The sequence below is a fragment of the Methylophilus methylotrophus DSM 46235 = ATCC 53528 genome (assembly GCF_000378225.1).
In the GTDB taxonomy this organism is placed as follows: domain Bacteria; phylum Pseudomonadota; class Gammaproteobacteria; order Burkholderiales; family Methylophilaceae; genus Methylophilus; species Methylophilus methylotrophus.
The window spans coordinates 1,289,115-1,313,004 of sequence record NZ_KB905141.1; the positions used below are offsets into that span (position 1 = coordinate 1,289,115).

Below are 23,890 nucleotides of genomic sequence, written 5' to 3' on the forward strand. Positions count from 1 at the left end.
TCATGGCTAAACTTGTGGCGCAGCCCTGAATACATCCTTATAGCTGATGTATTGAAAGGCAAACATCAAGGCGTTAATCACCAGCAAGGCGGCAAACACCAACAATGGCATCAGCAACTGTGCGAGCATCGGAATCAAGGCTCCCAAAATCCCGATCACCAGCCCCAGGCCCAACATCACCACCAGCATGCCTACAGTCATGACCAGCCAGGAAACCGCCATGGGCAGCGCATATTGCAGCATGCCGGCAATACTGGATTTGATGGCCTTGATCAAAGGATAGCCATTTAATGCAATCAGCATGGGCGAAAACCAGGTGGCAATAAACAGTGGCAACAGTAGCAACATCACCTTGACGATAAATGACAGCGTATTTTCCAGAAATTGAGTCATTTGCGACTCTGTCATGCCTGCCTTGGTCGGCGCATGTGAAATAAGCGAGGCCAGCTCACTACTGAGCAAATAAGTGGCCAATATGGCATATACGAGGCAACTGGCACCCAGCAGCACCAGCGGTCTGAAATGCTGTTGCAGATGCTCAATCACTTCACGCGGAGACATACGGCCTTGCAAATCCACCTGACGGTAAAGCATGACCACCAGCGCCATGCACACTGGCCAGATCACAACCGAAACCAAGCCGAGGAAGCCAAGCATGGGTAACGATGGCAAGACCATGAAAATAACGATATAGGCGAGTGAACACAGCATCCATACATGTGGCTGCGTTCGGAATAAGGCCAGGCTTTCTTTCACCCAGCGCAAGCCGCGCTGGCTTCCGGTTTCAGTCATGTGTCTCCCTTGATACTCTTGATATTAAGTCAAAGCTTTACGATTTAACAGCACCCGTTCGAAATGCGCCGGGTCTTTTGCATGTGTCAGTTCACCCGCCACCGGATAATAAAAATCATACAGGCGCGAGAGCCAGAAGCGCAAGGCAGCCCGGCGCAACAAGGCAGGCCAATGGGTTTTTTCAGCCTCGGTAAATGGCCGCTCGGACTGGTAGGCATTCATGAATGCTGCCAGTTTCTCATCCACAAAGTTGCCGGTGCTATCCACACACCATTCGTTGACCGCAATCGCCACATCATAGGCGAGGACATCATGGCAGGCATAATAAAAGTCAATAAAGCCGCCGAGCACATCGCCATCAAAAAGCACATTGTCACGGAACAGGTCACCGTGAATCACGCCATGTGGCAAACGTGACAAATCCAGGCCATGCTGGAACTCTAATTCTTCCTGCAAGAGATGCTGCTGGACAGGTGCCAGTTTTGGCATCACCTGTTGCGCAGTCATGACACGCCAGCCTTGGCCACGTTGATTGTGCGACTGCTCATGAAAATCCAAGCCGGCCACATGCAGGCGCGCCAATGTCCGTGCCACCGCCTCAATCTGCTTTAAATTGGGCTGGCTGACATCGCTGCCTCGCAGGCAACTCACCATCAAGGCGGGTTTACCGTGAATGCGATGCAAGGCAGTGTTGTTCTGGTCCACAATTGGTTTGGGACACGGAATATCATGCCGTGACAGATGAGTCATCAAGTGCACGAAATAAGGCAACTCGTCAAAATCATTTTTTTCAAACACCGTCAGCACAAAGCGCGCCTGACTGGTTTCGACGAAATAATTGGTATTGGTGATCCCGGCAGCAATGCCACGTAATGTGTGCAACTCACCGACATTAAAAGGCGCCAGCCACTGGCGCACTTCATCCAAACTCAGCGTGGTAAAAACAGACATATTGATAGGCTAGCCTGCAAATCAAGGCAGGCGTTTAAGATTTAGAATCGGAACAGGATCCATTTAGGAACAGACAGGGGACGTGTGGGGCCATCATTCACCCAGTCACCATTACGGTCTTCGCGGTGCAGGTAGTAAGGCTTGCCACTTGGTGGTGTCACCTTCACCATATACACTTCACCGTTCAGGCTGTATTCCTCAATATCATTTTCGCCATCTTTGCGTTTGTTGACGGTCGGCTGGTCTATCGGTTGTCCTTCAATCACTTTGGGCGGAGACGGCACTTCTTCGAGCAGTTCTGCATCTTTTGGGGCAGCTGCCCACGCTGGCAACGCTATCGCAGTCGCGCAGATAGCGGCCAGCAATAATCGGGAAAAATCACGCATGAAGGACTCCTTAGTCAGTGAAGGCTATTCTAGCAAAAACCACCCCGCTGGCGGTAATTGCAGACACAATAATCTTAAATAAAGCGATGTCGGCCTTCACTTATAGATAAAGTAACATCTTGCGTTCGGCTGGCGTCAGTTCAAAACCGGTGGTTTCATAGTGTTTGAAAATGGCGTCCACAATTTTTTGTGGCTCATCAATCACTTGTATCAGGTCCATATCTGCCGGTGAGGCCATCCCCTCTGCCACCAGCGTATTTTGTAGCCAATCCACCAGCCCAGCCCAATACTGCTTACTGACCAATATGATCGGAATCTTGCGGCTCTTGCCAGTCTGCACCAGGGTAATCGCTTCCATTAACTCATCGAGCGTGCCAAAACCGCCCGGCATGACAACAAAAGCACTGGCATATTTAACAAACATGACCTTGCGCATGAAAAAGTATTTAAAGCTAATGCCGATGTCCTGGTAAGCATTGCCGTGTTGCTCGAAAGGCAATTTGATATTCAGGCCAACACTGGCACCACGCCCGGGGAACGCGCCTTTGTTGGCCGCCTCCATAATGCCCGGCCCACCGCCGGATAGGACACTGAACCCGGAATCTGACAGCAAACGCGCAATTTCTTCAGTGAGCAGGTAATTAGGGTGATCCGGCTTGGTACGCGCACTACCAAAAATAGAGACTGCCGGCATAATGGCCTTGAGGTTTTCAGTTGCGCCGACAAACTCGGCCATGATCTCAAACGCTCGCCACGATTCATGGTTCACATCATCGCCATCAAGTAACTCCGGCTGCACCATACTTGGTAGCTTTTGGCTGGTCATACATCAGTCCTTCATATTACAAACCAAATTAGTGTACATGAAGTCGCTTTGAAATGCGTAAAATACGCCATTGATTTGATTCAAGAGAACGCACAATGAAAACCCTGCTTCTGGTAGATGGCTCCAGTTACCTTTATCGCGCCTTTCACGCCATGCCTGATTTGCGCAATTCAGCCAATGAACCTGTGGGCGCGATTCAGGGCGTGCTAAACATGTTACGCCGCCTGCACAAGGACTATCCTTCGGATTACAGCGCTTGTGTGTTTGATGCCAAAGGTAAAACCTTCCGTGATGACCTGTATCCTGAATACAAGGCAAACCGTGTCAGCATGCCCGATGACCTGCGCGTACAAATCGAACCACTCTACGAAACCATACGCGCCATGGGCTGGCCACTCATCATAGAAGAAGGCGTGGAAGCCGATGACGTCATCGGTGCACTGGCCAAACAGGCAGAAAAAGAAGGCATCAGGACCATTATCTCAACCGGCGACAAAGACATTACACAGCTGGTCAATGAACATATTACGGTGGTCAATACCATGCGCGATGCCTTCCGTAAAACCGATGACGTACTCGATATTGCAGGCGTTGAAAACAAGTTTGGCATTCCACCCAGCAAAATTATTGATTACCTGATCCTCGTCGGCGACACTTCAGACAATGTGCCTGGGGTGGAAAAGGTAGGCCCTAAAACGGCAGTGAAATGGCTGACAGAATATGGCTCATTGGATAACATTATTGCCAATGCCGACAATATCAAAGGCGTGGTGGGTGAAAACCTGCGCAAGGCCTTGCCATGGCTGCCAACGGCACGTGAGCTGATCACCATCCGCTGTGATATTGGGATTCGTGAACATTTTGACGAACTGATTCCGCAAGTGCCAGACAAAGTCAAACTGCTGGCTTTGTTTGATCATTTTGAGTTCCGCACCTGGAAACGTGAGCTGGACAAATTGCCCGATGGCGCCACTGCGCCTGTGGTTGAAAATCCAGCTGCGCCTGTCGCAGCAGCAATCACTACTGATGCAAACAACTCCGCCTCCCTGCCGAGCTATACGCCTGATACGCGCCGCCACTACCAGACCATACTGACTGACGCAGACCTGGACAGTTGGCTGGCCAAACTGCAACAAGCCGAACTACTCTGCTTTGATACCGAGACCACCTCACTCGACCCCATGCAGGCCAAAATTGTCGGCGTCTCGTTTAGCGTGACGCCTGGTGAAGCGGCGTATATCCCGCTCACCCATGATTACTTTGACGCGCCTGTACAACTGGACTTGATGGCCACCCTAGGCAAACTCAAGCCTATCCTGGAAAACCCAAACATTCAAAAAGTCGGCCAGAACCTGAAATACGATATGCATGTGCTGGCCAATCATGGCATTCAACTGCAAGGCATCGCGCATGACACCCTGTTGCAATCGTATGTGTTTGAGAGTCACAAAGGGCACGGCATGGATGAACTCAGCGAGCGCCATCTTGGCATCGCGCCCATCAGCTACGAAACCGTGGCCGGCAAAGGGGCAAAACAAGTGCCATTCAGCCAGGTCACCGTCGAAGTCGCTGCTGAATATGCCGCTGAAGATGCCGACATCACCCTGCAATTACATCACGCCCTTTATCCGCAAGTGACGGTGTCAGACAAACTGCGCTTTATTTATGAGCAGGTGGAAATGCCCAGCATGCAAGTATTGCAACGCATGGAACGTAACGGCGTGCTGATCGACAGCCATATGCTCAACCGCCAGAGCAATGAAATTGGCCTGCGGTTGATGGAGATTGAAAAACAGGCATATGAATTGGCCGGGCAACCGTTTAACCTGGGCTCTCCCAAGCAATTGCAAGAAATCCTGTTTGGCAAACTCGGCATCAAGCCGTTGAAAAAAACGCCTTCCGGCGTACCGAGTACGGACGAAGACGTACTGCAGGAGCTGGCACTGGATTACCCGCTGCCCAAAGTGATTCTGGAGCACCGTAGTTTAGCCAAGCTTAAATCCACCTACACCGACAAACTGCCAAAAATGATTAATGCGCAAACCGGGCGGGTGCACACCAATTACAACCAGGCGGTTGCCATCACTGGCCGCCTGGCCAGCTCTGACCCCAACCTGCAAAACATTCCGGTGCGCACGGCCGAAGGTCGCCGCATCCGCGAAGCCTTTGTGGCGCCCGCGGGTAGCCAGATCATTTCGGCGGACTATTCGCAGATTGAATTGCGCATCATGGCCCATCTCTCACAAGATGCAGGGATGCTGACCGCCTTTGCCAATAACGAAGATATCCACCGTGCCACCGCCGCCGAAATTTTTGGCGTGGACAAAGCAGCCGTCGACAACGAGCAACGCCGTTATGCCAAGGTCATCAATTTTGGCCTGATCTACGGCATGAGTGCGTTTGGCCTGGCGCAAAACCTCAATATCGAGCGCGGCGCGGCAGCTAACTACATTGAGCGCTATTTTGCGCGTTACCCCGGTGTCAAAGCCTATATGGAAAACACGCGCACGCTGGCCAAACAGCAAGGCTATGTCGAAACCTATTTCGGCAGACGCTTGTGGGTGCCTGAAATCAACAGCGCTAACGTACAAAGAAGAAACGGTGCCGAACGTGCCGCCATTAATGCTCCCATGCAAGGTACCGCGGCTGACTTGATCAAGCTGGCCATGATTGCTGTAGACAGGTGGTTGCGGGAGGAAAAGCTGCAAACTAAACTGATCATGCAGGTACATGATGAGCTGGTGCTAGAAGTACCGGAGACTGAGCTATCCTTGGTTAAAGAGAAATTGCCCGCATTGATGCAGGGGGTCGCCACACTGGATGTGCCTTTATTGGCTGAAGTCGGCACTGGTAGTAACTGGGAAAGCGCACATTAATCCTTACTATGGTATGGTGTTATTTCAAAAAAACCAATTAACAAACAGGAGAAACCCGCAATGAAATCAACACTTATGATAGGCATCATCCTGGTTGCACTCGGTGCAGCCGGTCTGGTATTCAAAGGCTTTAGTTATGAAAGCAAAGAGACTGTCGCCAAAATTGGCTCACTCGAAGCCAGTGCCGACATCACCAAGGATGTCGAGATTCCGCAAGCACTGAGTATCATCGTGCTGGCAGCAGGGGTTGCCATGGTATTGGTCGGATTGAAAAAATAGAATAAAAAGCTGACTTGCCAGTCTTTTCTGACAGGTTTTTCCTACGCTCTCTGACAGATTACCACGCAGCTTATAGTTAGGATGGGCGCTCATCACAACAACAAGGGAGTACATACATGCTTTGGACAATTGTAGTTGGCATTATCGCGGGTTGGTTGGCAGGCTTGATTATGAAGGGTGATGGCTATGGCCTCATCTGGGACCTGATCCTGGGGATTGCAGGTGCTGTTGTTGGCGGCTGGTTATTCGGCGCACTCGGCCTGAGTGCAAGCGGCGGCATGGTAGGCAGCATTATCGTAGCGACCATAGGCGCTGTTTTCCTGATTTTCATTTCACGTTTATTGCGCTCAGCCTGATTGCAATCCAGAACAAAAGGCGATGACTTAGGTCATCGCCTTTTTTGTTGTCCTCAAAACCTGTTTGGGGACGAACGTCTGGTGAGGTAATATTTCGCAACTTATTCACTCTGTTGACCTATGCGCTCATTCGGCATTTATATTATTGGTGATGAAATCCTGTCTGGCAAACGGCAGGATGCTCACTTGAACAAGGTGATTTCATTGCTTTCGGCACGCGGCCTGCACTTAAGCTGGGCCCATTTTATTGGGGATATTCCGGAACAGATCACCTCGCATCTTAAAGCCAGCATGGCGCGTGGTGATGTGGTGTTCAGTTTTGGCGGCATTGGCGCCACGCCTGATGACCATACGCGGCAATGCGCCGCTGCGGCAGCGGGCGTGCCTATTGAACGACATGTCGGTGCGGTTGCCAATATTGAAGCCCATTATGGTGAAGCGGCTTACCCTAAACGGGTGCTGATGGCAGACTTTCCACAAGGATGTGACCTGATCCCCAACCCGGTCAACCGCGTGGCAGGGTTTAGTCTGCGAGAACATTACTTTGTGCCGGGCTTTCCCGAAATGGCTCATCCCATGATTGAATGGGTGCTGGAGACTTATTACAGCCAGCTTTTTCACGCCAATGACTACCTGGAACAATCCATCGTGGTGACCGAGGCTGGGGAAAGTGACTTGATTGATTTGATGCACGAAATATTGAGGCAATACCCGGAATTAAAGCTGTTTAGTTTACCCAGAACCAATCAGCGCAGAACCACCGAAGTTGGGTTAAAAGGTGCGAGTGCACGAGTGATGTTGGGAATGACTGATTTAAAGGCAGGGGTGACAGCGCTGGGTTACCCTTGGCATGCCAGCCTACCATCGCCATGACGAAAAAAAGAAAAAAATCAACAAGCACTCCCCACGCCAACCCAGTACAAGGCGTTGTTCCAGTCCAAGCGCTTCCCAGGCATGTTTTGTTTCTTTTGGCATTACTCACAGTGCAATGTCTGCTTTTGCTTTGGGCGCTGGCACATCACTTTATTCCCAGTGCGGCTTGGCAAAGCGCTGGCTTTTACTGCAACCTGTTGATAAGTGCGATGGTGACAGGTGCTTTTTACTGCTTGATGTGGCGTCAGCGAAAAGCTGACCTCTCACGCTACAAGCAGCTATTTTTAATAGTGTGCAGCCCGGTACTGCTATATTTTTTAGGATATTTTTCACTGATCTACGGGGCCGGTGATGTGTATACCCAACTCACAGGCATGCCAGCAACCATAGAGGACCATTGGCAGAAAAATAGCGATGATGCAGCACGTTTTGAACAAGAATATATCGCTGCGGGGGTATATGAAAAACGTTATTTTGATAATCGAAAAGGCTGTATCACGCGATTATCAAGCCCCATGCTTGCTCGAGGGTTTCCCGTCTATTTTTGCGTTGAGGGGAGAACGTTTGCCAGCCTCCCCCTTGAAATTCCCGTGACTATGCATGGCTTGCAAAGTCAGGCAGGCTTTGATTTACAGCATGTGGATTATCAGCGATAGGTAAAAGCAGCCGTGAAATCCACTTCCTTGATAAATTGCAAAGCAGGCTGCGGCGCATGCTGTATCGCTCCCAGCATTCATAGTCCCATCCCGGGCATGCCCAACGGCAAGCCAGCAGGTGTACCTTGTGTTAATTTAACACAAGATTTTAAATGCCAATTGTTTGGCAAGCCAGAACGGCCTACATTTTGCGGCAGCTTGCAACCCAGCCTCGAAATGTGCGGGCAAGCTAATCAATCCCGCGAGTATGCAATCGAATGGCTGAGTGCTTTGGAGTTAGCAACCCAGCCCGACCGTTAATGCTTGCGATACGACCAGCGCATCATCAAGATGCCGGTCAAAATCATGGGCACGCACAACCATTGGCCCATACTCAGGCCCAATGACAGCAATCCTAAAAAGCTATCAGGCTCTCGCGTGAATTCGACCAGGAAGCGAAAGCTGCCGTAGCAGAGCAGGAACATGGCAGAGATGGCACCAACTGGGCGTTTTTTGCCTGCAAAAGTCCACAGCACCACAAACAGCACAATGCCTTCTAATGCAAACTCATATAGTTGCGAGGGATGGCGCGCCAGGTGATCGACCGCGGGAAATACCATGCCCCAGTCAGCGTTGGTTGGGCGCCCCCATAGCTCGGCATTGATAAAATTACCCAGGCGGCCCGCGCCCAGTCCGATCGGGACCAAAGGGGCGACGAAATCCATTAACTGCAACCACGCCACGCCACGCTTGCGCGCGAACAGCGCCATGGCGACCATGACACCAATAAACCCACCATGAAACGACATCCCGCCTTGCCACAGGGCAAAAATCTCCAGCGGATGCTGCAAAAAGTAAGCTGGTTGATAAAATAGCACATACCCCAACCGTCCGCCCAAGACCACGCCCAGCGCGATATAAAACAGCATATCGTCGGGATCTCGTTCCTGCCAGGGAGAAGCGGGGTCTATTTTGCGCAACCGCTTGACCTGATATTGCCCCAACCACAAGCCACCAAAAAATCCAACCAGGTACATCAAGCCATACCAGTGGATACCAAAACTGCCGATTTGCAATGCGATGGGGTTAAATCCAGGATGGGTAAACATGCCGACTCACCGTGAAAAAAACTGCATTATACCTGCTGTCAGCGCAGTGACGTGGATATGACTCAGAGGCTGTGCGCATTGCCAGGCATTTGCCATACTGCCAGCAGGCTGATCACGGCCATCAATGACATATAGCCACCCACCCAGGGCAGACCGCCCAGTTGCACCAGGCTTTGCGCAATCGCAGGTGCAAATGAAGCGCCTAAAATGCCGCCTAACTGGTAACTCAAACCCGCACCGCTGTATCGCACCGCGACGGGGAACTGTTCAGGTAAGAATGCCCCCATGGGTGCAAAGGTCACCCCCATCAAAAATAGTGCGGCGAACAGGAAAAGCAAAATCCATAGCCAGTCACCGCTACCCAGCATGGGCGTCAGGGTAAACCCCAACACAATCGCCAGCAACTGCCCACACATCAGTACAGGACGCCTGCCCAGCCGATCTGACCACCCGGCAGCAAACGGGGTGGCGATTGCCATCCCAATCACGGCAATACACAGCAACGCCAGGAAAACGGGCCGCGCAATATGCAGGGTTTGTGTACCATAACTCAGGCAAAAGACGGTGGCTGTATAAAACAGGTGGTAACACACCGCCATGGCCAGCGCGCCGAGCACAATGGCGCGCCCATGCTTAAATACCAAGGTTTTCAAAGGCCAGCGATGTAAACGTTGGGTGGACTGTGCCTGCGCAAATACCGGCGTTTCGGCCAGTTTAAACCTGACATATAAACCTACCATCACTAATGCTGCACTGATGATGAAGGGTACGCGCCAGCCCCATTGTTCAAATTGGTGTTCACTTAGCCCTACGTTGAGCCCCAGAAATGTCAGCGTCGCCAGTAAAAAACCAATCGAAGGACCCAGCTGCGGAAACATACCATACCAGCCACGCTTGCCTGGCGGTGCATATTCGGTGGCAAGCAATGCAGCGCCAGCCCATTCACCGCCCAACCCTATGCCTTGGCCAAAACGCAAGAGACACAGGCAGATGGGCGCCCAAATACCCCAAGTCGCATACCCGGGTAACAAACCAATCAAAAAGGTGGATGTACCCATCACGAGTAATGAAGCGGCCAACGTGGCTTTACGACCAATGCGATCGCCAAAATGGCCAAATAATAATGCACCCACCGGCCGCGCAATAAAGGCCAGGCCAAACGTTAATAAGGCATTTAAAGACTGGACAGAAGGATCACTGGCTGGAAAAAATACCTGACCAATCACTAGCGCTGCAGCCATGGCGTAAATATAAAAATCGTAAAATTCGATGGCGGTGCCGATAAAGCTGGCAAAGGCGATGCGGGATAAGGAAGGAGAATGCATGGCAGCATCTTAAAGTGGCCTTGACGGTTTTGCAAAGCAGGAAACAAAAAACCGGGAATGCCTGATGGGCAATCCCGGTTTTTGTTGATCAGGCACTGAAGAATTACTTTTTGTAATACTCTTCCTGTTTCACGGTTTCGGGTTTCCAGCCGCCTCCTAATGCCTTGAATAAATCAACGGTGGCAATCAAGGTGTTTTGACGGCTTTGTACCAACGCCTGGGTGGCTTCGTTGTGATTACGTTGTGCATCCAGCACTTCCAGATAGCTGGTGTAACCTGCCTGGTAGCGGTTCTGGGCGACGGCCAGAATATTGGCGGTCGTTTTCTCCTTGGACTGGGCCAGCAACTCCTGCTCACGATACTGACTGGTATTCGACAACGCATCGCTCACTTCAGTAAAGGCCGTCTGCAAGGTATTTTGGTAACTTGCCAGCGTTTGCTTCTGTTGTGCCGTGGCCTGGTCTTCACGGGCTTTGAGGCGTCCGCCGTTAAAGATTGGCAGGTTTATATCCAACCCCAGTGACCAGACGCGCGCCGGAGATTTCAGCAAATTGTTGAGCGCAATACTTTCAGCACCGTAGGTTCCGGTCAGTGAAATGCTTGGGTAAAAGGCTGCGCGCGCGACCCCAATGTTGGCATTCGCCGCAATCATGGCCTGCTCTGCCTGACGCACATCCGGCCGAGCTTCCATCAATGCTGAAGGCAGGCCGGTTGGCGGTGTGACCGGGGCTGGCATAGCCATCAGGTCACCTGCCGGAATTTTCAAGCCAAGATCAGTGGTGAGTAAGCCAAGTTGGTGCTCACTTAAAGCACGCTGTCTTTTCAGTTCCAGTGCCTGTGTTTGCAACGTGGTCACCACCAATTCTGCCTGGTGCGCATCAAGAACAGTAGCGATGCCGCCTTCAACCCTGCGCTTCGCCAAGTCAAAACTATCCTGTGCCGTTTTGAGGTTTTGCTCATTAACGCGCAGTTGGGCATCCAGGCTGCGTATCATCAGGTAATGGTTGGTCACCAGACTGGAAAGAGACCAGGTCACCGATTCCTTTGCGTAACGACTTGACAGCAGTTGTGCACGCGCAGCCTCATTTGCGCGGCGCAACCTGCCCCAGAAATCGAGCTCGTAGCTACCGTTCAAGCCGATTTTATAGGTTTTACGCGGATTTTCGCCAAACACCGGGAAAATCCCTGATTCAGTCACCCGGTTACGTATGCCTGAACCTGTCGCTGTCACAGTGGGCAACAAGTTGGAACCACTTTCGCGTGCAAAGGCATCGGCTTCTTCAATGCGTGCAATCGCTGACTGCAAATTGTTGTTTTTTGCCAGCGCAGTTTCTACCAGCTGGTTGAGCTGGCTGTCATTAAACAGTGTCCACCATTGTTGCAGCGCCAGTTGTTGCTCCTGGGTCATCTGGCTCGCCTGGCCATCCGTATATTGGGTCGGCACTTGTGGTTCAGGACGTGAGTAGAATGGCCCCAGCACCTGGCAACCTGCCAGTGACAGGGTAGCAAGCCCTAACAGCAATGACTGTTGTAACGGTTTTAATGTCAATTTAATCGTCGGTTTCATACCGATTCCTCTTCTACAATATGCCCGTGGTGACGCACTTTTTTCTCATTGGTCAGCCAGGTAAAGAACAATGGGATAAAGATGGTAGCGACAAAGGTGGCCAGCAACATACCGCCGAACACGCCCGTCCCCATGGATTGACGCGCAGCCGCACCGGCACCTGTCGCAAACACGAGTGGTATAATCCCGAGCACAAACGCCATCGACGTCATCACAATCGGTCTGAAGCGCAAGCGCGCAGCCTCCAGTGCCGCCTCAGCCAATGGCATGCCCTCTTCCATTTTCTGTGAGGCAAACTCCACGATCAGGATGGCGTTTTTCGCCGCCAGGCCAATCAGGGTAATCAACCCAATCTGGAAGTAAATGTCATTGTTCATACCGCGTGTCAGCACTGCAATCAGGGCACCGGTCATGGCAAACGGAATCGCCATAATCACTGCCAGTGGCAATGCCCAGGTTTCAAACTGTGCGGCCAGAATCAGGAACACCATCACGGTAGCGAAAGCAAACGCAACCAATGCGGCAGAACCTGTGCGTTTCTCCTGATAAGCCTGGCCTGTCCACGCAACCTGATAGCCATCAGGCAAGTTTTCCTTGGCGATTTTTTCTACCAGTTTGATCGCATCACCAGAGCTCACACCCGGCGCACCGCTACCAAATATCTTGGCAGACAGCAGACCGTTGTAACGCTCCAGTTGCTCGGCACCGACAATATTGCTGACTTTAGCCAGGGCTGACATCGGCACCATATTGCCATCCGGACTCTCGGCCGTTGGCTGGCTACGCACGTAGACCTTACCCAGATCTTCAGGCTTCATGCGGTACTCAGCTTCGGCCTGTAGCTGTACCCGGTAGGTACGGCCATTGCGGTTAAAGTCGTTGACGTACAGCGAACCCATGGTACTTTGCAGGGTGGCATAAATGTCCGCAATCTTCACATTCTGTGACAAGGCTTTGGCTTCATCCACCTCAATAAAGAGTTGCGGCACCGTTGGGCGGAAGAAGCTGTTGATGCCGGTCAGTTTGGGATCAGCACGCATCGCGTCCATAAAGTTGTTCATGACTTGCGACAGTTTGATCGGGTCCGTATCGCCCTTACTTTGGACATACACTTCAAACCCACCGGCAGAACCCAGGCCACGAATCGCTGGCGGGTTCACGGCAAAGCCCATACCATCGGGCTGGCTCATACCGATACCAATCAGCTTACCTACCATCTGGTCAGCATTGGTGGTCCGCGCATCCCAGTCTGTCATACGCACAAACATGGTTGCAGCATTGGTTTTATTGGCACCCGTCAGCAATTCAAACCCATTCACGGCGAATTCATGCGCAGTGGCAGGATCCTTGGCAACCGCTGCACGGATATTCTCCGTGGTTTGCGAAGTACGCTTGAGGGTCGCACCATCTGGCATCACCACGATACTAATCACATAACCCTGGTCTTCTGGTGGAACAAACCCGCCCGGTACCGTACGGAACAGGAAAATCATCACAATCAGCATGCCGCCAAACACAATGGCACCAATGATCTTATGATGCAAAGTCAAGTTAACCGTACCAGTATACAAGCGTGTCAGCTTGCCAAACCCCTGGTTAAACTTACGGAAAAATGCATTTTCATGATGATCATTCTTGAGGATCATGGCGCACAAGGCTGGCGTCAGCGTTAACGCAACCACGCCCGAAATCACCACAGAAATCGCCACGGTCACGGCAAACTGGCGATACAGCTCCCCTGCAATCCCGCCCTGGAATGCCACAGGGACGAATACCGCGCACAGCACCAGCACAATCGCCACTACGGCGGCTTGCACCTGGGCAATCGATTTAATAGCCGCATGTAACGGGTTAAGGTTTTCCTCCTTCATCAGGCGCTCGGTGTTCTCGAGCACCACAATCGCATCATCCACCACAATACCAATGGCGAGAATCATGGCGAACAGCGTGAGCAGGTTGATTGAGAACCCGAACAGGTACAACCCGGCAAATGTACCGATAATCGAAATCGGCACCGCAATCATCGGGATCAGGGTTGCACGCCAGCTTTGCAGGAAGAGAAACACAACGATCACGACGAGTACAAGCGCCTCACCAAAAGTATGAAATACTTCTTTGATGGTGGCCTTCACAAAATCACTCGTGTCATACGGAATGTTGTATTCCATGCCCTGCGGGAACTTGGCTTTTAACTCCTCAACTTTAGCTTTGATAGCATTCGCTGTATCCAGTGCATTGGCCCCTGTTTGCAGGAAGATAGGCATCGCCACCCCTGCTTGCCCGTCCAGGGCAGACTGCACGTTATAGTTTTGCGCGCCCAACTCAACACGTGCTACATCTCTGAGGTATAACACCCCGTTCGGACCCTGTGCACGGATAATAATGTTACCAAACTCCTCAGGATCAATCAGGCGTCCCTTGGCGGTTACAGTAAAAGCTAATTGCTGGTTGGGAGTTGCAGGCTCAGCGCCGATTTTACCAGCGGCATATTGCGCGTTTTGGGCGCTGATGGCAGTGGCAATATCGCTGGTTGAAACCCCCAGCTGCGCCATACGGTCGGGACGCAACCAAACACGCATGGAATAGTCTTGTCCACCAAAAATAGTGACATCACCCACCCCTTTAATGCGTTTGAATTCATCCAGCATATTCAAGGTAGCGTAGTTACTCAAAAACAGTCGGTTGTGATCTTTGTTTTTTGAGGTAAGCATCACCACCAGTAAAATGTCATTGGAGCGTTTTTGCACCACGACACCAGTCCTACGTACGTCCTCAGGCAAGCGGGGCAAGGCAATGTTCACACGGTTACTGACGTTAAACGTTGCTTGGTCAACATCGGTACCGATATCAAACGTGGCAGTAATGGTCAACGTACCGCTACTGTCAGAACTGGAGTTAAAGTACAGCAGGTTTTCAACCCCGCTCAATTGCTCCTCGATGGGCGCCGCGACGGTTTTGGACAGGGTTTCTGCACTGGCACCAGGATAGGTGGCTGTAATCAATACGGTTGGTGGCGCAATTTGCGGATACTGGGCAATCGGCAACTTGAATGCCGCAGCCAGGCCTGCCAACACGATGATGATAGACAGCACGCTAGCAAAAATCGGGCGTGTGATAAAAAATCGGGTCATATCGTTTTTCCTGAAATCGGCCTGGACACCTGTGTCTCAGGCCGTCAATAAAAGGAGGTAAGCGTCAGAAAAATTTTTGTTAACTTTTGGCTTTTTCCTGGCCTGCAGCCGCAGGGGCGGCAGGCGCTGCATCTGGTGCATGTGGGGCCACTGGTGCGCCAGGACGCACTTTGATCAGGTTATCAGTAATCACCTGATCGCCTGCTTTGAGGCCATCCAGCACAGCCCACCGGTCATTAAACCAGGCACCCGCGACGATAGGACGTACCGCAGCAACCGTTTTACCTTCTTTGTCTTTTTCTGCCACAAACACAAACTTGCCTTGTTGCCCAGTCAGTACAGCCGTTTGAGGAATCAGGAATACGCCATCACGCTTGCCGGTGGTCACACGTACACGCACAAATTGACCTGGTAACAATGCCCTATCAGGATTCTGAAATTCTGCACGCAACTGTTGTGTCCCCAAAGCCGGATCAATCTGGCTAGCAGAAAAATTGATTTTTCCTGACAAGGGATACTCACTACCGTCTGCCAGAATCAGACGCACATCCTTCACCTTTCCTGGAGTCAAATGCCCGCCCAATGCTTGTAACTCAGACTCGGAGAGACTGAAACGTACCCAGATCGGGGACACTTGCACAATAGTACTTAGTAAGGTGGTATTGGCACTGGCCAGCGCCCCTTCCGACAAGACAAAACGGCCACCGATACCGCTTTCAGGTGCTTTCACATGCGTATAAGACAAGTTCAGCTCTGCTTCACGCAGTTGTGCCTGATATTGCAACAAGATCGCCGCGGCTACTGAGTTATCAGAGACCGCATTGTCATATTCACGCTGGCTGATAGATTTACTGTCCAGCAAACCTTTCAAACGTTGTGCTTCACGTGCTGTTTGCTCAATACGTGCTTTCTGCTGGGCAATGAAGGCTCTGGACTGTTCAACCTGAAGCTGATAAGGCACGGGATCAATAAGGAACATATCCTGCCCCGCTTTAACCGGCTCACCTTCCTGATATAGACGTTTTAATACAATACCGCCAACACGAGGACGCACTTCAATCTGCTTGGCCCCCTCAGTTTGTGCAACCACTTCAGTTTGAATCGGAACCGTTTCCGCAGTGACTGCCTGCACGGTCACCGGCATCGCAGGCATACCACCTGCTGCAGGATTTTGTTCGTTGGATGATTTGCCGCAGGCACTCAGTACAACACCCAAAGCAAGCACGAGCAAGGTACGACGAGGCTGGATAGTCTGTGAAATCAACATGTTATCCTCAAAAATTTTTAAAATAGACTTGATTACATACACTCTTGGATGTATATTATATACAAACATGTATGTATGTAAATGGGGTATTGCAAAAAAGTTGCCAAATATTTCACCCGGCGCAACTGGTAAAATACCCGTCATACAAGAAACTTTAATGAATGCTTAAAGAGCGATAGAGACTATGGTACGTAAAACCAAAGAAGATGCCGCAATTACCCGCCAGCGCATTATTGATGCTGCACGCGAAATGTTCCTGTTAAAAGGCGTGAGCCGCACCAGCCTGGAACAGATTGCCTCACATGCCAGCGTCACGCGCGGTGCTGTTTACTGGCACTTTCAGAACAAGGCCGAATTGTTTCATGCCATGCGCGAAGAGGTCTACCTGCCTTTGATTGACCGCATGGACGACACACTGCTCGGCAATAGTGATGAAGCTAATCCAGATCCACTGGGCCGCATCCGCAAACATCTGGAAAGCACTATCCAGATTCTGGACGACGACCAGACGACACGCGCCACCTATGAAGTCATGATGACCAAATGCGAATATGTCGATGAGTTTGCCGATGTATTGAAGTCAATTTTAAGTAACTGTAGCGGACTCGTGCACAAAATGGAACAGGCCTATGCAAAAGCACAGGAAATTGGCCAGGTAGGCACACAACTGACGGCAGCTGAATTGGCACTGGATACACATTTATTTTTCTCAGGCCTGCTGCATATGTGGGTCAAAGACACAGAAGGAACATTATTCCGCGACCGCGCCATGCAACTCATTGATGCCCACATCAAACTGCGTAAAAAATAAGCAATAATTCATTTTACGGATTCCCTGATCCGCGTTTTGCAGTTAAAATAGTCAGTCTTTTCACTGACTTATCAGTAGCCACTGATTCATACCATGCAAATCGGACCACATCAACTAAAAAACAACCTGGTCGTTGCTCCTATGGCAGGCGTCACGGACAGACCATTCCGTATGCTATGCAAAAAAATGGGGGCAGGCTTGGCTGTGTCCGAGATGGTTACCTCCAACTCCTTGTTGTACGGCAGTGAAAAAACCAAACGCCGTGCCAACCATGAAGGCGAAGTCAGTCCGATTTCAGTCCAAATTGCAGGCGCTGAGCCAGCCATGATGGCCGAAGCCGCCAGACACAACGTCGAGAATGGCGCCCAAATCATAGACATTAATATGGGCTGCCCAGCCAAAAAAATCTGCAATGTCATGGCAGGCTCTGCTTTGCTGCGCGATGAACCACTGGTGTCGCAAATTCTCAAGGCGGTGGTCAATGCGGTCGATGTCCCGGTCACACTCAAGATCCGCACCGGCTGGGACAGGCAAAATAAAAACGCCATCCAAATCGCGAGAATGGCGGAAGATATTGGCGTGCAGGCACTCACCATTCACGGCCGCACCCGTAACGACCTCTACCATGGTGACGCAGAATACGACACCATCGCGGCGGTCAAACAAGCCATCAAGATTCCATTGATCGCCAACGGCGATATCACCACACCGGAAAAAGCCAAGTTTGTGCTTGATTACACCAAAGCGGATGCAGTGATGATAGGCCGTGCCGCACAAGGCCGCCCCTGGATATTCCGTGAAACCGAGCATTTCCTGAACACCGGCGAACATATGCTGCCACCGACAGTGGACGAAATTCACCAGGTCATGCTGGAACATCTGCATGATTTGTACGCATTTTATGGTGACCTCACCGGCATGCGCGTCGCGCGCAAGCATATCTCCTGGTATACCAAGGGCTTATCGGGCTCTGCAGCCTTCCGCCACAACATGAACACCCTGCAGACCATTGAGTTGCAATTGGAGGCCATCAACGACTTTTTTGCCGAGCTGCGTGCCAGGAACGAGCGTCTGGTATACGCTGACAACGAAGACTCCGATACCGAAAATAACCAGGAGTTGGCGGCATAATGCAAAGCGATGGCAAATTGAGCCTCGCCGTACGCGAGTCACTGGATGAGTATTTCACGCACTTGGACGGCCAACCGCCTCACGCCATTTACGATATGGTGCTAGGCTGCGTGGAAAAACCCATGCTGGAATATGTGCTCAACAAAGTAGGCGGCAACCAAAGCAAAGCGGCAGAGATGCTCGGAATCAACCGCAATACCCTCAGAAAAAAAATGGCCGTCTATGGCCTGGAATAGATTAATCCCGGTCTGGTGACATTCATCATCAGACCTTTTTACTTTTATCACGCAACTCCACTCACATTCATTATGACGATTAAACGCGCGCTTATCAGTGTTTCCGATAAAACCGGTGTGCTCGAACTGGCACAATCCCTCCATCAATTAGGTGTTGAACTCCTGTCTACTGGCGGTACTGCCAAACTGTTCCGCGACAACAACATTCCTGTCAAGGAAGTCAGCGACTTTACCGGCTTCCCTGAAATGCTGGATGGCCGCGTCAAAACACTGCACCCCAAAGTACATGGTGGCTTGTTAGGGCGCCGCGATTTGCCGGAGCATGTCGCCGCCATGCAGCAATACGGCATCGAAAACATCGATTTGCTGGCAGTAAATCTTTACCCATTTGAAGCCACGGTGGCCAAAGCCAACTGTACGCTGGAAGACGCAATTGAGAATATTGATATCGGCGGCCCAGCCATGGTGCGTTCCGCGGCAAAAAACTGGAACGACGTGACCGTGTTAACCGACGCAGCCCAGTATGCCGAAGTTGTGACTGAGCTCAAGGCCAACAATGGCACAGTTTCTAAAGCGACACGCTTCAAATTATCCGTGGCTGCGTTTAACCGCATTGCGCAATACGATGCTGCCATTAGCAATTACCTGTCTGCGATTGATTTTGCAGAAACGGAGTCGGCTGGCAAACCGGTACTGAGCCAGTTCCCAGGCCAGATGAACAGCAACTTTGTTAAAGTACAAGACTTGCGCTATGGTGAAAACAGCCATCAGCAAGCGGCGTTTTACCGCGACCTCTACCCTGCCCCCGGCAGCCTGGCGACTGCCCAGCAACTGCAAGGCAAAGAGCTCAGTTACAACAACATTGCAGATGCAGATGCCGCCTGGGAAGCCGTAAAATCTTTCACTGGTCCTGCTTGCGTAATTGTTAAACATGCAAACCCATGTGGCGTGGCATTGGGTGTGAATGCCCTCGAAGCTTACAGTAAGGCTTTCAAAACCGACCCAACCTCTGCTTTTGGCGGCATTATCGCATTTAACACGATGCTGGATGGCGCCGCAGCGGAAGCCGTTTCCAAGCAGTTTGTGGAAGTGCTGATTGCGCCTGACTTTACACCGGAAGCCCTGGCCATTTTTACCGCGAAAGCCAATGTGCGTGTATTGAAAATCGCCTTGCCACAAGGCGGGGCCTTACCATCAAACCCAAGCGCCTGGGAGCAAGGCCGCAATGCGGTTGATTCCAAACGTGTTGGCTCAGGCATTTTGCTGCAATCTGCCGACAACCATGACATGCAATTGGCCGACCTCAAAGTGGTGACCAAGCTGCAACCCAGTCCGCAGCAAATGCAAGACTTACTGTTTGCCTGGAATGTGGCCAAGTATGTGAAATCCAATGCCATTGTGTTCTGCGGTAACGGCATGACCCTGGGCGTAGGGGCTGGACAAATGAGCCGCGTGGACAGCACCAAGATTGCCGCGATCAAGGCACAAAATGCAGGCCTGAGCCTGCAGGGGTCTGTGGTCGCTTCTGACGCCTTTTTCCCGTTCCGTGACGGTGTAGACGTATTGGCCGACGCTGGTGCAAGCTGCGTCATCCACCCGGGTGGTAGCATGCGCGACGAAGAAGTCATTGCTGCTGCGGACGAACGTGGATTAGCCATGGTGGTGACGGGTATCCGTCATTTCAGGCATTAATTTTATCCGCCGATCAACTCTCGACAATATCGGCGTTTATCTGCGGTCAATTATTGTTTTATCACATTCAACATTTAAGGTAGCTGATTAATGAAAATCTTGGTCATTGGTAGCGGCGGCCGCGAGCACGCGCTGGCATGGAAGGTCGCTCAAAACAAAGAGGTGAGCCGTGTGTATGTCGCACCCGGCAACGCAGGGACCGCCACCAACCCGGACATGATCAATGTACCCCTGACTAAAGTGGAAGACTTGGTCAAGTTTGCAGAAGATGAACAAATTGCACTGACCATCGTCGGCCCGGAAGCCCCTTTGTCCCAAGGCGTGGTCGACGCTTTCCGCGCGGCTGACCTGAAAATTTTTGGGCCAACGAAAGCAGCCGCTCAACTGGAAAGTTCCAAAGACTTTGCTAAAGCCTTTATGTTTCGCCATGGCATCCCCACTGCCAAATACCAGACTTTTAGTGACGTCACTCAAGCGCATGCCTATATTGATGCCAATGGCGCGCCTATCGTGATCAAAGCCGACGGCCTTGCCGCGGGTAAGGGTGTCGTGGTTGCCATGACGCTCGAAGAAGCCCATGCCGCCGTGGATGCCATGTTGTCAGACAACAAGCTTGGTGATGCCGGTGCACGCGTGGTCATCGAAGAGTTTTTAACCGGCGAAGAAGCCAGTTTCATGGTCATGGTCGATGGTAAAAACATCCTGCCATTGGCCACCAGCCAGGATCACAAACGCTTGCTGGATGCTGACCAAGGCCCGAACACCGGTGGCATGGGTGCTTATTCACCTGCGCCCGTGGTGACCCCAGACATCCATGCCAAAGCCATGCGTGAAATTATCGTACCAACGGTAGAAGGCATGGCAAAAGACGGCATTCCTTATACTGGTTTCCTGTATGCCGGGTTGATGATTAGTCCAACTGGCGAAGTCAAAACCCTGGAATTCAACTGTCGCATGGGTGACCCGGAAACACAACCCATCATGATGCGCTTGAAGTCGGACCTGGTAGAACTGGCCGAGCACGCCGTCAATGGCACCCTGGACCAGGCCAAAGCTGAATGGGACTGGCGGTTTGCCTTGGGCGTGGTAATGGCAAGCGCCAACTACCCTGAAACACCAAGATTGGGCGACGAAATCACTGGCCTGCCAAAAGACCTGCAAGACGGTCACGTATTCCACGCTGGCACCACTCTAAAAGATGGCAAGATCGTCACCAGTGGCGGTCGCGTGTTGTGCGTGACGGCATTGGGTGAAACCGTCAAATTTGCCCAACAACAAGCTTACAAAGTGTTGGAACAAATCCAGTTTGATGGCGCTCAGTATCGTAAAGACATTGGCTACCGCGCCATTAAAAACTAAGCGCACTCAAGAACCAGGTTATGACAGAGAACATCCAACCGCAAGCCGTCTTTGATTACCTGCAAGGATTGCAAAGCCGTATCGTTGAAGCGATCGAACTCGTCGATGGCAAAACCTTTCTGCAGGATAGCTGGCAACGCCCCGAAGGCGGTGGCGGCAACTCATGCCTGCTTGAAGGGGGTAATGTGTTTGAACGCGCCGGGGTTGGATTCTCCCATGTGCTGGGGAACAAGTTGCCGCCAGCAGCCAGTGTGGCCCACCCTGAGGCCGCTGGCCGTCCGTGGGAAGCCATGGGTGTTTCGCTGGTATTTCACCCGCATAATCCCTACGTACCCACCGTACATATGAATGTGCGATTTTTTGTCGCCAAGGCACAACAGGCTGGTGAACAGGATATTTGGTGGTTTGGCGGCGGCATGGACCTCACACCTTATTATGGCTTTGAGGATGACTGCATACACTTCCACCGCGTCAACAAGGAAGCACTCGCGCCTTTTGGTGCCGACTATTACACCAAATTCAAAAAAGAATGCGACAGCTACTTTTTCCTCAAGCACCGCAAGGAACCTCGTGGGATTGGCGGTGTGTTTTTTGATGACTTCAGTGAATTAGGTTTCGACCAGAGCTTTGCCTTGCAACGTGCCGTCGGCGATGCGTTTATTAACGCTTACTTGCCGATTGTGCAACGCCGAAAGGATAAAGCTTATGGCGAGCGTGAGCGCGATTTCCAGGCGTATCGCCGTGGCCGTTATGTTGAGTTTAACCTGATTTTTGACCGCGGCACGATTTTCGGCCTGCAATCAAATGGCCGTACCGAGTCTATTTTGCTGTCTATGCCACCGATAGTGAAATGGCGCTATGACTGGAAACCAGAAGCCAGTAGTGCAGAAGCCAAGCTGTACAGCGATTTTTTGATTGAGAAAGACTGGGTGTAACCATGCAAGTTTCAGTAGAAGCCAGACAACACGCACAAGCCCTACTGGATTTTATCGATCAAAGTCCCAGCCCTTGGCATGCCGTAGAAAATGTGGCAAACCAGCTCAAGGCTCATGGTTTTAAAAACCTGCGGGAAAACGAACCCTGGCAATTTAAAAAAGGCGGCAAATATTTTGTTATACGCGATGGCGGCTCAATTATCGCTTTTGCATTGGGCCAGGCAGCCTTGGCGGAAAGTGGCTTCCGTATTCTCGGGGCACATACTGATTCCCCTGGCCTGCGCTTAAAACCGAAAGCAGCCTATAGCACTGAAGGCCTGGCGCAATTAGGCGTGGAAGTATATGGCGGACCGATTCTGGCAACATTTACCGACCGCGACCTGAGCCTCGCCGGACGCGTCGTCATCCATACCGAACAGGGCCTGCAGAGCCGCCTGATCAGGATTGATCAAGCGGTTGCCCGCCTGCCTAACCTCGCGATTCACATGAACCGCGAAGTAAACGAAAAAGGCCTGGTACTTAACAAGCAAACTGGGCTGCCACTGATTTTTGGGCATGCCGCCAATAGCGATACGGCCAAGCAATTATTAAATGAAACCCTGGCAGGCAAGCTGGCGATTCCCGCATCGCTCATTGTCAGTTGGGATCTCGCCTTTTATGACATCCAGAAAGGCAGCTTCTGGGGACTGGAACAGGAGTTTATTGCCGATAGTCAACTGGATAACCTAGCCTCCTGCCACGCTGGCCTGGAAGCCCTGCTAAGCAGCGAAACACCGCAAGCGACGGCTATTTGTGCATTGTTTGACCACGAAGAGGTTGGCTCCGAAAGCGCCACCGGTGCCGGCGGCAGCTTTTTGCTGGATGTGATAGAACGTATTTGCCATAGCACCGGACTCACACAAGAAGATAAACTGCGTAGTTTTGCCAATAGTTTTTTTATCAGCGCGGATATGGCACACGCCTTTCACCCCAATCATGCCGGCAGTTACGAGCCGTGCCATCATGTACACGTCAACCATGGTCCCGTCATTAAAACCAACGCCAATCAACGCTACAGCACCAATGCAGTCACTGCGGCACGCTTTATCCAGCTATGTGACAAAGCGGGCGCCCCTTATCAGCAATATACGCACCGCACCGATTTAGGTTGTGGTAGCACCATAGGCCCCATCATGGCAGCTCAACTGGGCATTGCCACTGTGGATGTTGGCAACCCTATGTGGGCCATGCACAGCATCCGTGAAAGTGCCGGGGTACTGGACCATGCCGCGATGATTGCTGTACTCAAACAACACTTTCTTGCATAACTGGCGCATCCCCTCATAACATCGCTATAATCCCTGAAAGACAAAG

22 protein-coding genes are annotated in these 23,890 nt (G+C 51.5%); 13 read left to right on the forward strand and 9 right to left on the reverse strand.

From position 1 onward, the window contains the following. Positions 1–6: 6 nt before the first annotated feature. The 4 genes from F463_RS0106280 to F463_RS0106295 form a co-directional block, all read right to left on the reverse strand. Positions 7–792 carry a BPSS1780 family membrane protein gene (locus F463_RS0106280; RefSeq protein ID WP_018986212.1) on the reverse strand — a complete coding sequence of 262 codons (786 nt, stop codon included), beginning with the start codon at positions 790–792 and terminating at the stop codon, positions 7–9. 24 nt (positions 793–816) lie between these two features. Then, complete coding sequence (locus tag F463_RS0106285) at positions 817–1,743, reverse strand: homoserine kinase (protein ID WP_018986213.1); 927 nt, start codon at positions 1,741–1,743, stop codon at positions 817–819. Between the two features lie 41 nt (positions 1,744–1,784). Then, positions 1,785–2,129, reverse strand: a complete 345-nt coding sequence (locus tag F463_RS0106290) for a DUF2782 domain-containing protein (RefSeq protein ID WP_018986214.1) — start codon at positions 2,127–2,129, stop codon at positions 1,785–1,787. 100 nt (positions 2,130–2,229) lie between these two features. Then, positions 2,230–2,955, reverse strand: coding sequence for an LOG family protein (locus tag F463_RS0106295; RefSeq protein WP_018986215.1), 726 nt, complete (start codon positions 2,953–2,955; stop codon positions 2,230–2,232). A 95-nt stretch (positions 2,956–3,050) separates the two neighbouring features. Here F463_RS0106295 and polA point away from each other — a divergent pair, with 95 nt between their 5' ends. From polA to F463_RS15145, 6 genes are all read left to right on the forward strand, one after another. Next, positions 3,051–5,831 carry a DNA polymerase I gene (gene polA / locus F463_RS0106300; RefSeq protein ID WP_018986216.1) on the forward strand — a complete coding sequence of 927 codons (2,781 nt, stop codon included), beginning with the start codon at positions 3,051–3,053 and terminating at the stop codon, positions 5,829–5,831. A gap of 60 nt (positions 5,832–5,891) precedes the next feature. Beyond that, positions 5,892–6,110, forward strand: coding sequence for a hypothetical protein (locus F463_RS0106305; RefSeq protein WP_026295369.1), 219 nt, complete (start codon positions 5,892–5,894; stop codon positions 6,108–6,110). A 116-nt stretch (positions 6,111–6,226) separates the two neighbouring features. Then, the gene (locus F463_RS0106310) at positions 6,227–6,466 is read left to right on the forward strand and encodes a GlsB/YeaQ/YmgE family stress response membrane protein (protein WP_018986218.1); all 240 of its coding nucleotides are present in this window, start codon (positions 6,227–6,229) and stop codon (positions 6,464–6,466) included. Between the two features lie 120 nt (positions 6,467–6,586). Then, positions 6,587–7,339: a competence/damage-inducible protein A gene (locus F463_RS0106315; RefSeq protein WP_018986219.1), complete on the forward strand. Its 753-nt coding sequence runs from the start codon at positions 6,587–6,589 to the stop codon at positions 7,337–7,339. 95 nt (positions 7,340–7,434) lie between these two features. Continuing rightward, positions 7,435–7,995 (forward strand): hypothetical protein, encoded by a 561-nt coding sequence (locus F463_RS0106320; protein ID WP_211209181.1) that lies wholly within the window; start codon positions 7,435–7,437, stop codon positions 7,993–7,995. 30 nt (positions 7,996–8,025) lie between these two features. Next, complete coding sequence (locus tag F463_RS15145) at positions 8,026–8,295, forward strand: YkgJ family cysteine cluster protein (protein WP_081620800.1); 270 nt, start codon at positions 8,026–8,028, stop codon at positions 8,293–8,295. Here F463_RS15145 and lgt read toward each other — a convergent pair. From lgt to F463_RS0106355, 5 genes are all read right to left on the reverse strand, one after another. Continuing rightward, positions 8,292–9,083 carry a prolipoprotein diacylglyceryl transferase gene (gene lgt / locus F463_RS0106335; protein ID WP_018986222.1) on the reverse strand — a complete coding sequence of 264 codons (792 nt, stop codon included), beginning with the start codon at positions 9,081–9,083 and terminating at the stop codon, positions 8,292–8,294. The two genes, F463_RS15145 and lgt, sit on opposite strands and share 4 nt — an antisense overlap. Before the next feature lie 62 nt (positions 9,084–9,145). Beyond that, on the reverse strand, positions 9,146–10,408 hold the full coding sequence (locus tag F463_RS0106340) for an MFS transporter (protein WP_018986223.1): 1,263 nt from the start codon (positions 10,406–10,408) through the stop codon (positions 9,146–9,148). 103 nt (positions 10,409–10,511) lie between these two features. Beyond that, a complete protein-coding gene (locus tag F463_RS0106345; protein WP_018986224.1) occupies positions 10,512–11,975 on the reverse strand; it encodes an efflux transporter outer membrane subunit in 1,464 nt (487 codons plus the stop codon). Further along, positions 11,972–15,106, reverse strand: coding sequence for an efflux RND transporter permease subunit (locus F463_RS0106350; protein WP_018986225.1), 3,135 nt, complete (start codon positions 15,104–15,106; stop codon positions 11,972–11,974). Before F463_RS0106350 ends, F463_RS0106345 begins: the two co-directional genes overlap by 4 nt. Positions 15,107–15,185: 79 nt before the next feature. After that, the gene (locus tag F463_RS0106355) at positions 15,186–16,373 is read right to left on the reverse strand and encodes an efflux RND transporter periplasmic adaptor subunit (protein WP_026295370.1); all 1,188 of its coding nucleotides are present in this window, start codon (positions 16,371–16,373) and stop codon (positions 15,186–15,188) included. Positions 16,374–16,557: 184 nt separating this feature from the next. Here F463_RS0106355 and F463_RS0106360 point away from each other — a divergent pair, with 184 nt between their 5' ends. From F463_RS0106360 to F463_RS0106390, 7 genes are all read left to right on the forward strand, one after another. Further along, a complete protein-coding gene (locus F463_RS0106360) occupies positions 16,558–17,184 on the forward strand; it encodes a TetR family transcriptional regulator (RefSeq protein ID WP_018986227.1) in 627 nt (208 codons plus the stop codon). Positions 17,185–17,277: 93 nt separating this feature from the next. Further along, entirely contained in the window at positions 17,278–18,315 is a 1,038-nt protein-coding gene (gene dusB, locus F463_RS0106365) for a tRNA dihydrouridine synthase DusB (RefSeq protein WP_026295371.1), read from the forward strand. After that, entirely contained in the window at positions 18,315–18,551 is a 237-nt protein-coding gene (locus F463_RS0106370) for a helix-turn-helix domain-containing protein (protein WP_018986229.1), read from the forward strand. Before dusB ends, F463_RS0106370 begins: the two co-directional genes overlap by 1 nt. 72 nt (positions 18,552–18,623) lie before the next feature. Then, entirely contained in the window at positions 18,624–20,243 is a 1,620-nt protein-coding gene (gene purH / locus F463_RS0106375) for a bifunctional phosphoribosylaminoimidazolecarboxamide formyltransferase/IMP cyclohydrolase (RefSeq protein ID WP_033413215.1), read from the forward strand. A gap of 90 nt (positions 20,244–20,333) precedes the next feature. After that, positions 20,334–21,602 carry a phosphoribosylamine--glycine ligase gene (gene purD / locus F463_RS0106380; RefSeq protein WP_018986231.1) on the forward strand — a complete coding sequence of 423 codons (1,269 nt, stop codon included), beginning with the start codon at positions 20,334–20,336 and terminating at the stop codon, positions 21,600–21,602. 20 nt (positions 21,603–21,622) lie between these two features. Further along, positions 21,623–22,537: an oxygen-dependent coproporphyrinogen oxidase gene (hemF, locus tag F463_RS0106385; RefSeq protein ID WP_018986232.1), complete on the forward strand. Its 915-nt coding sequence runs from the start codon at positions 21,623–21,625 to the stop codon at positions 22,535–22,537. A 2-nt stretch (positions 22,538–22,539) separates the two neighbouring features. Continuing rightward, entirely contained in the window at positions 22,540–23,844 is a 1,305-nt protein-coding gene (locus tag F463_RS0106390; protein ID WP_018986233.1) for a M18 family aminopeptidase, read from the forward strand. Positions 23,845–23,890 lie beyond the last annotated feature (46 nt).